Below are 11319 nucleotides of genomic sequence, written 5' to 3' on the forward strand. Positions count from 1 at the left end.
TTCTCGTTAATACTGGCTAGTGACTACTGATTAGATTCAGTAGTGTTTAACTCTGAACCATGATTAATTTTACTTTTTTCACCCCAAAACACCCGAGGATCGAAGTTCATTGCCGATAACATGGTAAATACCACTACTGTTGCAAAGCAGATTGCAGCAGGTCCTGGTGAAATAGCCATCAAGTTTTTCAACTGCACAAGTGCAACTAATATCGCGACAACAAAAATATCAACCATAGACCATCGACCGATAAATTCTGTCATACGATAGATTTTCAAACGTTTTACAGACTCTCGTGTTGAGTCATTCGGCTTTTTACCTGCACAGTAATAAAGCCATGCTAACGCAAACATTTTTGCCATAGGAATAAAGATACTGGCAATAAAGATCACTAAAGCGATTGGCCAAGACCCCATTTTCCATAACATCACCACACCACCCATAATAGTGGAACCTTCGGTTTGTCCTAGGCTTACGGTATACATCATAGGATACAAATTTGCCGGAATATAAAAAATAATCGAAGCGATTAAGTAAGCCCATGAATACTGTAATGAATGTGAAGGATTGAAGCCGTGAAGCTTGCTTTCACAGCGAAGACATTTGGCATGATGGCTATCAGGCAGAGGGTTTATTTGATTACAAACATGGCATCCCACATGATTATTCGATAAATGTGTATCGCCATCATGAACCCCATCTAGGTGTTTCATTGCAAAGAACTGATCCCACAACCATGTTCGATCAACTAATGAAACACATTTAACAACCAAAACGCTGTAAATACAGAATGCCCAGAATGAGTATCCCATCCCAATATGCGCTAACGCTGAAATTTTAACCAAACTTACTAGTACGCCAATGAGAAAAACATCCACCATTAGCCAAGGTTGAATTTTAAATAAGATACGACACAACAGCTTTATGGTTTTAGGATTACCACTTACATACCCAATACGTTTAACATGCGCTGCACGGTAATAGAGGTACATAACCAACATGATGTAGACCGCAGGAAAAACCAATACGGTTAACATCAACAGTAATGCAAGAAAGCTATTCTCAAAATGTTGTAATGTTTCTGCTGCATTAAGCAACATGATTTGTTGCCCCATTCCATTCACGCTAAATGAGAGGAAAGGGAAAGAAAGGCTGAGTATCAACATAATCAAACATGCAAGACCGTACGCTAAAGGGCGATGAAATGGCATGATGATTCTTTTCGCTAAAGTGTGTCCACAGCGAGGACAGTCCGCCTTTTGTCCATCTTTGATATCTGGGATATCGACTACCAATCCGCATTCTTCGCAAGCGATCATCAGTTCTGATGGCGTTTGTTGCTCTGACGTTCGTGTTGTCATCATTAATTTCTTTTTATCGCTATTCTTACTGAAATCGTAACGTGCTGTTGAATACATTTAATAAAGTTAAAACAGCGAGAAACAGTAAGGGTCGTGTTGCTTAGACAAAACCTAAACATACTAAATATAGACAGGCGCGTATTGTCTGTCTTCATTGCATTTAGAGCAAGAAACTTTAAGTTAGGAAAGAAAAAAAAGCCTTATTTTTAATGCAAATACCGATTTAAAACATCGTATTATAACAAGGAAATAAGTGTTAAACGTAGTTTTTTTGTGGATTTAACTCAAAAACAGTTTTTCAGTATTCTTTGCACAGATAACATCATTTAAATGAATACCTTTAATGTCATGGGTCCACCATGTGACTGTTACTTTTCCCCACTCTAAAACAAGGGTTGGATGATGAAATTCTTCTTCTGCTAATTGCGATACTTTATTGCTAAATTCCCACGCTTGTTTGTAATTGCTGAATTTGAATGTACGAGTTATACGATTTACACCATTAGGATTAATAATTTGCCATTCTGGTAATGCCTCCATGTATTCTGCTAAAACGTCATCACTTAATTTTGGTGAACCTGAATGGCATGCTTCACATTTCAATTTATCTAAACTCGTCATTAATCGTTTCCTTTTAGCTATAGATGGCAGCACGCAATCCTTTTCGCTGTGCTTCTGCTACTAATCCGAAAATATCTTGATTAGTAACTTGATAAAGTTGCTCCATACTTTGCAATACAAAATATTTAGGCTGCAATATGTCAATTCTATACGGCGTTCTCATCACCTCTATAGGATCAAAAGCAACACGTTGCGGTATCGTACTGACTGTCGCGTAATGTGTTTCTTGAGGCGATGATAAAATACCGCCACCATAAACTTGGTATTTACCATTTTGATTTAGCAAACCAAATTCAACCGTAAACCAGTATAGCCTAGCTAAATAAACTCTTTCCTCATGCGTCGCTTTTACACCGAGTTTTCCATAAAAATGCGTAAATTGTGCAAAATATGGATTGGTTAACATTGCGCAATGTCCAAATACTTCATGAAAAAAATCAGGCTCTTGCAAATAATCTATATCAGCCTTTGTACGAATAAAGGTGGCAACCGGAAATTGTTTGCGTGCGAGTAAAGAAAAGAAATGATCAAAACTTATTAAGGCTGGTACAGCAACACATTGCCAACCTGTAGTATCAAGTAATACTCGGTTTATTTCTTTTAATTGAGGGATATGATCGCGAGGTAAATCTAATTCAGCTAAACCCGCTAAATACTCATCACATGCCTTACCTTGCACACAATGAAGTTGGCGAGTTATCAGGTGATGCCAAATGGCATTTTCTTCTTCATTCCAAGTAATAACCCCATTACGATCTACAGGCTTTGAGACATAGCTATGCCCTCTCGGATTACTACTCTGATTCTTTTGCATAATAGCCTCCGTTTTTAGACTAACCACCAACCGACACTATTATTTTTATTATTAACTCTATAAATATTAGAAGTGATCCTCCTTATCAGCCATTTTTATAACTAAAAAACAGGCTTTAATGCCTAATTAGACTAACACTTTACCTGATTATTGATGCAAAAAATGTAAACAATAATGAACATCTTTAATTCTGCATCTTATCAATAATATTGCGATTTCTGCACTTTCAACCACAGTTAAGTGATAGCAATAGTAAATAATGAGGCAAGGAATGCATAAATGGTTTCAGTTTCCAATTATTGAAGGGCTATCAAGCAAACAAGCACATTGTGACTTACCCGACGGCAGTTTCGAACGTGAATGCGGTCGCGATGGTTTTTTTGGCCCTGCAACGCATATGTACCATAAACACCCACCAACAAGTTGGGTGTCGTGGTGCGGCGAACATAAACCAAGAGCATTTGATGCCTTAGCTTTGCCCCAAGTTGGAGATACGCCATGGGATGCGCCGTTATTACTATCAAATGGCGATATTAAACTGCGTATATGGCAAACCAATAAAAGTATGGATCATCTGGTGCGAAATGGTGACGGAGACGAATTATTGTTTGTTCATCAAGGTAGCGGAGATTTATATTGCGATTATGGTCATTTGCCTTTTAATGAAGGTGACTACCTTGTCCTTCCTCGTTCTACAACATGGCGAATTGAAATTGCCAATACGGTTGCTTTGTTAATGATTGAAGCAACCAATAACAGTTTTAAAAGTGTTGATCATGGCATTGTCGGTCAACATGCAGTCTTTGATCCCGCAATACTTGAATATCCGAAAATCAATGCTGCATTTAAAGCACAACAAACAGAAGATAATTGGCAGGTATTCTTAAAAGCGCGTAACCAAATAAATACTATTTCTTATCCGTTTAATCCCTTAGATAGCATCGGCTGGAAAGGAAATCTAACGGTACTAAAACTTAATTGGCGTGACATTCGGCCACTAATGAGCCATCGATATCACCTTCCACCTTCAGCACACTCTACCTTTGTCAGTGATAATTTTATTGTGTGTACTTTTGTACCTCGTCCCGTTGAAAGCGATCCTAACGCTTTAAAAGTGCCTTTCTTTCACAGTAATAATGATTATGATGAAGTGATTTTTTATCACCATGGCGATTTTTTCAGTCGAGACAATATTAAACCTGGCATGATCACGTTTCATCCTAATGGTTTTCCACATGGTCCTCACCCCAACGCTTTAACATTGAGCCAACAAGCGCCTAAAACATTTATCGATGAAGTAGCAGTAATGATAGATACTCGAAACCCACTCGATATTGCCCCCAATATTAGTGAGGTTGAATTACATAATTATGTGGCGTCATGGCAACGCCATGAAGATCCTGAAAAACAATAAAAGTAAGGATAACAACAATGAAACTGGCTTCATTACAACAAAGTAGAGATGGGAAGCTCATTGTCGTTTCTCGCGATCTGAAATGGGCGGTATCAGCTCAAAATATTGCCCCTACCATGCAATATGCACTGGACCATTGGACAGATGTTGAACCTATTCTTAATGATCTTTATCACGCACTTAATAGAAAAGTGCTAGAGAATCGTTTTGTTTTTCAGCCAACGCACTGTGCATCTCCTCTCCCTCGCGCTTTTCAATGGGCAGACGGTAGTGCTTACGTTAATCATGTTGAGTTGGTGCGCAAAGCAAGAGGCGCAGAAATGCCAAAAAGTTTTTGGCAAGATCCTTTAATATATCAAGGTATGTCAGATAAATTTCTAAATCCTACACAGCCCATCGCAGTTGAAGATCTTAATTGGGGAGTTGATTTTGAAGCTGAAATAGCTGTTATTACAGATGATGTCCCTATGGCGACAAGCGTAAAAAATGCAGAGAAACACATTAAACTATTAATGCTTGTTAACGATGTCTCGCTAAGAAATTTAATCCCAACAGAACTGGCTAAAGGCTTTGGCTTTTTTCAATCAAAACCTTCATCGGCTTTTTCTCCTGTCGCAGTAACACCTGATGAATTAGGCGAATCATGGAAAGAGAACAAGATTAATAATCGACTTTATGTTCACTTAAATCAGCAACTATTTGGTAATCCAAACGCAGGTGTTGATATGACATTTAACTTTGCCCAATTAATTCACCATGCAGCCAAAAGTCGCCAATTAACAGCTGGCACAATCATAGGTTCAGGAACAGTTTCTAACGTAGATAGATTATCTGGCTCTTGTTGTATTGCTGAAAAACGAATGCTGGAAATTATAGAACACGGCGAGCCTCAAACTCCCTTCATGCAATACGGTGATAGCGTAAAAATAGAAATGTTTGATGCTGATAAACATTCTATTTTTGGGGCTATTGAACAAGCCGTTATTCCCTTTATTAAACATTAACCTCAAGTACATTCATTACTCATAGAGAGCTGAATTATGGCATTTACCCTATATGATTATTTTCGCTCATCGGCCTCATATCGAGTAAGAATTGCCTTAAACATTAAGCAGCTTGATTATACCTGTGTACCGATCTCGCTGCTTGATAATCAGCAAAACAGTCGCCAATACAAAAACATTAATGCGACGGGTTTATTGCCTACACTTGAGCATAACCAATGCTATATATCTCAATCTCTCGCTATTATCGAATATCTTGAGCAATGTTATCCAACACCAAGTTTACTGCCTTGTAACACCATAGAAAGTGCACAATGCCGAGCCTTTGCATTATCCATCGCTTGTGATATCCACCCGTTAAATAACTTACGTGTACTCAACTATTTAGAACGCAAATTAACACTTACCACAGAGCAAAAAAAACAATGGTATCACCACTGGATAGAACAAGGTTTTACAGCATTAGAACATCAGCTTGCCAGTAACAATAACCCTGAAAAGTTCTGTTTTGGACTTGCCCCAACCTTAGCCGATATATTTTTGATCCCTCAAGTGTACAACGCCCGACGTTTTAATCTCGATTTATCCAAATTTCCAATCATTAACACCATAGAAAAACACTGTAACCAGCTTGAGCCTTTCATCAAAGCAGCGCCTCATCTTTAATTATTCAGCAAAAATAGAGCATTAGAAGAAAGACGGAGAACGTACCAATGACTTATGATCATAAGCAATGTCTCTGGAAGCCAAGTCGAAAACGCATTCAAAACAGTTTGCTGTATCAATTTATGGTGCAGATCAGCGAACAACACAAACGTCTATTTCATGATTATACGAAATTACACCGTTGGTCGATAAAACATAGCGACCAATTCTGGCAACAGCTATGGCAATTTTGCAATGTAATTGGCAACCAAGGTGAAAACATTGTCTATTGTCCAACACACAGCCCTATTCCCAATAAAGATCAACGTTGGTTTCCTGATGCCACACTCAATTTCGCCGAAAATTTGCTCGCTTACAGCACAAAGCTAAGCCAACAAGATGCGATTGTTTTTTATAACGAACACAGTTTTACAGACAAGGATAAGCAACACGCCCAACAGCGACTATCTTGGCAACAACTCCACCAGCAAGTAGCGATGGTTGCACAGTATTTACAACAACAAGGGGTACAAAAAGGTGATGTGGTTGCCGCGTACATGCCTAATATTCCACAAACAGTTATTGCTATGCTAGCGACTACCTCATTAGGTGCAGTATGGACATCCACCTCACCTGATTTCGGTGCTGAAAGTGTCGTTGAACGCTTTAGTCAGACCGAACCTAAAGTTATTTTTACTACCGATGGTTATATTTATAACAACAAAACAATAACCAGTTTAACCACATTATCAGAGGCTTTATCTTCTCTTCCTAGTGTCAAAAAATTAATTGTTTATCCTTATATAAACCAAAAGCCTATCGATAAACTACTGTTACAAAGTTCTTCCTTACCTTCTCATATCACCGTGAGTGCATGGCAAGAAATGGAAGATATTGTTCGTCGTCTTGATTTAGCGTTTACTCCTACTTCCTTTGATCATCCGTTGTATATTTTGTATTCATCAGGAACAACGGGGAAACCCAAGTGTATTATTCACTCTGTCGGTGGAACACTTTTAAATCACCTGAAAGAGCACCAATTACACTGCAATATTAAACCTACCGATCCCATTTTTTATTTTACAACTTGTGGTTGGATGATGTGGAACTGGTTAGTAAGTGGCTTGGCATCAGGCGCAACACTCGTATTATATGATGGCTCCCCTTTATACCCAGATCCTTATCAATTGTGGAAAATGGCTGACAAAGAGAACCTACGTTTATTCGGCACTTCCGCCAAATATTTAGAGACCATAGAAAAAATGCAAATCATACCGTTCAAGCACGTGACATTGTCACAACTTGGTGTCATTTGCTCTACAGGCTCAGTACTCGCGCCTGAGCAATTCGATTATGTTTATAAACAAATCAAACAAGATGTTCAGCTGTCATCAATTGCAGGCGGTACAGATATTTGCGGTTGCTTTGCCATTGGCAATCCAATAGGCGCTGTGTGGCGTGGGGAGTGCCAAGTAAAAGCCTTAGCGATGGACGTTAATGTATTTAATCAGGCAGGAGAAGCTATTTTTGATACATGCGGTGAACTTGTCTGTTGCAACAGTTTTCCTAATCAACCCATAGCATTTGGCCAAGATCCAAAGGGAGAAAAATATTTTCAGGCTTATTGGAATACCTACCCCAATACTTGGCACCATGGCGATTATGTCAGTGTGTCTCATCATGGTGGACTCACCTTCTATGGGCGCTCTGATTCAATATTAAATCCCGGTGGTATTCGTATTGGCACCGCTGAAATTTATCGTCAAGTCAATCCATTTCATGAAGTTGTCGATTCTGTTGTTGTTGGACAGCAGTTCCAAAACGATGTTCGTATCGTTCTCTTTGTTCAATTACAACCAGATGTAACGCTCGATAATATCTTAATCAATCGTATCAACACGCAACTGCGCAATCAGTGCTCTCCCCATCATGTCCCCGCAAAAATTATACAAGTTTCAGCAATTCCCAGAACTAAATCAGGGAAAATAGCAGAAAAAGCAGTGAGAGATGCCATCCACCAACGAAATGTTGTAAACACAAGTGCTATCGCAAACCCAGAGAGTTTAGAGCAGTATAAAAATAGATCAGACTTAGAGTAATAATACGCACAAGAAATAGATAAGTTTATTTTCTACTCTTCTAACACAGCATTGATTGCTTCTTTAATTTCATCACTAGAAAAGCCTTTGCTTGATAGATAACCATAAGCTTTGCTCTTTTCTTTAAAATCGGTGAGATCGTAGCGTTTCTTGGCAAGGGCTAATTGGCAGTTGTAGTAAAAATCTATTTCACCTGATTCACTAAGCTCATCAAGTACGGTATCGAGTTCTGATATATCTACATGCTTCATTTTTAATTCTTGAGCGATTAACGAGCGTCCTTTTAGCTTTTTAGCAAGCTTGATCACTTCTGCTTCAAGGTTAGCATTTTTACCTTTAATCTGCGCTTTGGTCAGTAAAGTATCAGACGCGCTATGCTCTGAAATACCGCGAGAAATATCATCCATACTAAAACCACGTTTTAATAAGTCATTGACGACTTTTTCAGCCGATGTGGTTGAGAAGTCTTTAAAACGAGCCAAGCGAGTATTGATCATCGATTGCTCACAGACGCCCATGCGTTGCATAGTTTCTGTGATTACTTGTTCAATAGTGAGCTCATCAATACCTTTAATTTTTAACTTTTGTTGTATGTACTTACGTCCATATTGGCTATTAAAGGCTAATTCGCAGAAATGTAATGAAAATGCATGGTCGCTTTTGAGATAACCATAGCTTTTCATTTGTTCAAGTACAGTTTCGACCCACTCTTTATTCTCTGTTTTTGCTTCAAGTTTTTTGCGTAATTCAAATTCTGAGTGATCACGTAGGTTTAAGTGGTAAATCGCACTATTAATGACGTTTTGAATAGTAGAAGCAGGATAAGGTTTTTTCATACGATATCGGGAATGGCTAGAAGTTGTCGTAATAATAACAGTTATACACGCTTAAATGAAAAAAGAGGCACTCATTGAGTGCCTCTCTGATTTTGTTTAGCTTGCTATTTCATACATCGATAAGTATTTAATAACTTTGCGTTTTGCTTAGTGGTGAAGATCAAAACGGTCAGCGTTCATTACTTTAACCCAAGCATTTACGAAGTCATTAACGAACTTCTCTTCTGAGTCAGAACATGCGTAAACTTCTGCAAGTGCACGTAGTTGTGAGTTAGAACCAAATACTAGATCAACACGTGATGCCATCCACTTCTGCTCGCCAGTCTTACGATCTGTACCAACGAACACATCTTGGTCTACAGAGGTTGGTTTCCACTGTGTTGCCATGTCTAGTAGGTTAACGAAGAAGTCATTAGTTAATGCTTCTTTACGTTCAGTGAACACGCCGTATTCGCTGTTATCGTAGTTTGCACCAAGTACACGCATACCAGCCACAAGCACTGACATTTCAGGTGCTGTTAGTGTTAGTAGTTGTGCGCGGTCAAGTAGTAACTCTTCAGCAGCGACTGTGAATTTCGCTTTTTCGAAGTTACGGAAACCATCAGCGATTGGCTCAAGAACAGCAAATGATTCTACATCTGTCTCTTCTTGTGATGCATCCATACGACCAGCAGTAAATGGTACAGTGATATCACGGCCTGCATTTTTAGCAGCCATTTCCACACCTACACCACCAGCAAGTACGATTAAGTCAGCTAGAGATACTGTTTTCTCGAAGTTTGCTTGAATGCCTTCAAGTACGTTTAGTACTTTCGCTAGTTGCTCAGGTTGGTTAACTTCCCAATCTTTCTGAGGTGCTAGACGAATACGTGCACCGTTTGCACCACCACGCTTGTCTGAACCACGGAATGTAGAAGCAGATGCCCAAGCTGTTGATACTAATTCGCTGATTGATAGACCAGATGCAGCGATTTCTTGTTTAAGTTTTGCAATGTCAGCATCGTTTACTAACTCGTGATCAACCGCAGGGATTGGATCTTGCCATGTGAACACTTTAGCTGGCACTTCAGGACCTAGGTAACGAGATACAGGCCCCATATCACGGTGAGTTAGTTTGAACCATGCACGTGCAAATGCATCAGCGAACTCTTCTGGGTGCTCGTAGAAGCGACGAGAAATTTTCTCATATGCTGGATCAAAACGCAGAGACAAGTCAGTTGTTAACATAGTACCGCGGTGCATGCCATCACCAAATGCATCTGGGTACTCTAGCTTACCATCCTTAGCAATCCACTGATAAGCACCTGCAGGGCTCTTTTCTAATTCCCACTCATGGCTAAATAAGCTGTGGAAGAAACCATTGCCCCATTCCGTTGGTGTTGTTGTCCATGTTACTTCAAGACCACTTGAAATCGTATCAGCTGCATTACCACTACCGTAACTTGATGACCAACCTAAGCCTTGCTCTTCAACTGAAGCACCTTCAGGTTCAACACCTACGTGTGCTGCATCTGCTGCACCGTGTGTTTTACCGAATGTGTGACCACCAGCAATAAGTGCTACAGTTTCTTCATCGTTCATTGCCATACGAGCAAATGTTTCACGAATGTCGTGTGCCGCTAGTAGTGGATCAGGATTACCGTCTGGACCTTCTGGGTTAACGTAGATAAGACCCATTTGTACTGCTGCTAGTGGATTTTCAAGATCACGTTGCTCGCTATCTTTTTCGTAACGTGTGTCATCAGCAAGCCATGTTTTTTCTTTACCCCAGTAAACGTCTAGCTCTGGTGCCCAAATGTCTTCACGGCCGCCAGCAAAGCCAAATGTTTTGAAGCCCATTGATTCTAGTGCAACGTTACCAGTTAGAATAATAAGATCAGCCCAAGAGATCTTGTTGCCGTATTTTTGTTTAATAGGCCAAATTAGACGACGTGCTTTATCAAGGTTTACGTTATCAGGCCAGCTGTTTAATGGTGCAAAACGTTGGTTACCTGTGCTCGCGCCGCCACGACCATCAGCAGTACGATAAGTACCTGCACTGTGCCATGCCATACGAATGAAGAAAGGACCGTAGTGACCGAAGTCTGCTGGCCACCAATCTTGAGAATCGGTCATTAGCTCACGTAAGTCTTGCTTTACAGCTTCAAGATCTAACTTTTTAAATTCCGCAGCATAATTGAAATCTTCACCCATTGGGTTTGATTTACGATCGTGCTGGTGAAGAATGTCCAGTTTAAGTTGGTTAGGCCACCAATCACTTGGAGAAGTACCATTACCAGGGTTAATTGACGGATTAACCGAGTGCGTGTTGTGGAAAGGACATTTAGACATTGGGTGTTCCCTCATTATTTTAATTAGTATTATTATCATTAAATCTTCAGAACCATCCAATATAGCTCTTAGGTATTAAATAACAATTAAATAGGCTCGTTAAATTTGAAATTTTATATTTGATTTAATTCAAAAAAAATTTACTTTAAGGTTACAATCTCATTTTATGACATAAAATTAAATCAATTGAGTAC

The 11319-nt window shown here is 39.4% G+C and carries 9 protein-coding genes; 4 read left to right on the forward strand and 5 right to left on the reverse strand.

Features of this window, described 5'->3' with window-relative positions:
• Positions 1–23: 23 nt before the first annotated feature.
• The 3 genes from CTN01_RS17565 to phhA form a co-directional block, all read right to left on the reverse strand.
• Entirely contained in the window at positions 24–1361 is a 1338-nt protein-coding gene (locus CTN01_RS17565) for a paraquat-inducible protein A (RefSeq protein WP_045082224.1), read from the reverse strand.
• Between the two features lie 279 nt (positions 1362–1640).
• On the reverse strand, positions 1641–1982 hold the full coding sequence (locus CTN01_RS17570; RefSeq protein WP_045082225.1) for a 4a-hydroxytetrahydrobiopterin dehydratase: 342 nt from the start codon (positions 1980–1982) through the stop codon (positions 1641–1643).
• 13 nt (positions 1983–1995) lie between these two features.
• Positions 1996–2796, reverse strand: coding sequence for a phenylalanine 4-monooxygenase (gene phhA, locus CTN01_RS17575; protein WP_045127555.1), 801 nt, complete (start codon positions 2794–2796; stop codon positions 1996–1998).
• A 271-nt stretch (positions 2797–3067) separates the two neighbouring features.
• Here phhA and CTN01_RS17580 point away from each other — a divergent pair, with 271 nt between their 5' ends.
• Genes CTN01_RS17580 through CTN01_RS17595 form a run of 4 tightly spaced genes read left to right on the forward strand, consistent with a single transcriptional unit; the run spans position 3068 to position 7958 of the window.
• Positions 3068–4210 (forward strand): homogentisate 1,2-dioxygenase, encoded by a 1143-nt coding sequence (locus tag CTN01_RS17580; protein WP_045147383.1) that lies wholly within the window; start codon positions 3068–3070, stop codon positions 4208–4210.
• A 17-nt stretch (positions 4211–4227) separates the two neighbouring features.
• Positions 4228–5214, forward strand: coding sequence for a fumarylacetoacetate hydrolase family protein (locus tag CTN01_RS17585; RefSeq protein WP_045147385.1), 987 nt, complete (start codon positions 4228–4230; stop codon positions 5212–5214).
• 36 nt (positions 5215–5250) lie between these two features.
• Positions 5251–5880 (forward strand): maleylacetoacetate isomerase, encoded by a 630-nt coding sequence (gene maiA / locus CTN01_RS17590; RefSeq protein WP_045147386.1) that lies wholly within the window; start codon positions 5251–5253, stop codon positions 5878–5880.
• Positions 5881–5927: 47 nt separating this feature from the next.
• Complete coding sequence (locus CTN01_RS17595) at positions 5928–7958, forward strand: acetoacetate--CoA ligase (protein WP_045147388.1); 2031 nt, start codon at positions 5928–5930, stop codon at positions 7956–7958.
• A 32-nt stretch (positions 7959–7990) separates the two neighbouring features.
• Here CTN01_RS17595 and CTN01_RS17600 read toward each other — a convergent pair whose 3' ends face one another.
• Positions 7991–8794, reverse strand: coding sequence for a RecX family transcriptional regulator (locus tag CTN01_RS17600; protein WP_045147389.1), 804 nt, complete (start codon positions 8792–8794; stop codon positions 7991–7993).
• 147 nt (positions 8795–8941) lie between these two features.
• Complete coding sequence (gene katG / locus CTN01_RS17605; RefSeq protein ID WP_045147392.1) at positions 8942–11125, reverse strand: catalase/peroxidase HPI; 2184 nt, start codon at positions 11123–11125, stop codon at positions 8942–8944.
• Positions 11126–11319 lie beyond the last annotated feature (194 nt).

The sequence above is a fragment of the Photobacterium angustum genome (assembly GCF_003026365.1).
Lineage (GTDB): Bacteria > Pseudomonadota > Gammaproteobacteria > Enterobacterales > Vibrionaceae > Photobacterium > Photobacterium angustum.

Coding starts and splice junctions, on each gene's coding strand:
- CTN01_RS17570 (WP_045082225.1), bottom strand. CDS start 1,982: ATGACGAGTTTAGATAAATTGAAATGTGAAGCATGCCATTCAGGTTCA.
- CTN01_RS17600 (WP_045147389.1), bottom strand. CDS start 8,794: ATGAAAAAACCTTATCCTGCTTCTACTATTCAAAACGTCATTAATAGT.
- maiA (WP_045147386.1), top strand. CDS start 5,251: ATGGCATTTACCCTATATGATTATTTTCGCTCATCGGCCTCATATCGA.
- CTN01_RS17580 (WP_045147383.1), top strand. CDS start 3,068: ATGCATAAATGGTTTCAGTTTCCAATTATTGAAGGGCTATCAAGCAAA.
- phhA (WP_045127555.1), bottom strand. CDS start 2,796: ATGCAAAAGAATCAGAGTAGTAATCCGAGAGGGCATAGCTATGTCTCA.
- CTN01_RS17595 (WP_045147388.1), top strand. CDS start 5,928: ATGACTTATGATCATAAGCAATGTCTCTGGAAGCCAAGTCGAAAACGC.
- CTN01_RS17565 (WP_045082224.1), bottom strand. CDS start 1,361: ATGACAACACGAACGTCAGAGCAACAAACGCCATCAGAACTGATGATC.
- CTN01_RS17585 (WP_045147385.1), top strand. CDS start 4,228: ATGAAACTGGCTTCATTACAACAAAGTAGAGATGGGAAGCTCATTGTC.
- katG (WP_045147392.1), bottom strand. CDS start 11,125: ATGTCTAAATGTCCTTTCCACAACACGCACTCGGTTAATCCGTCAATT.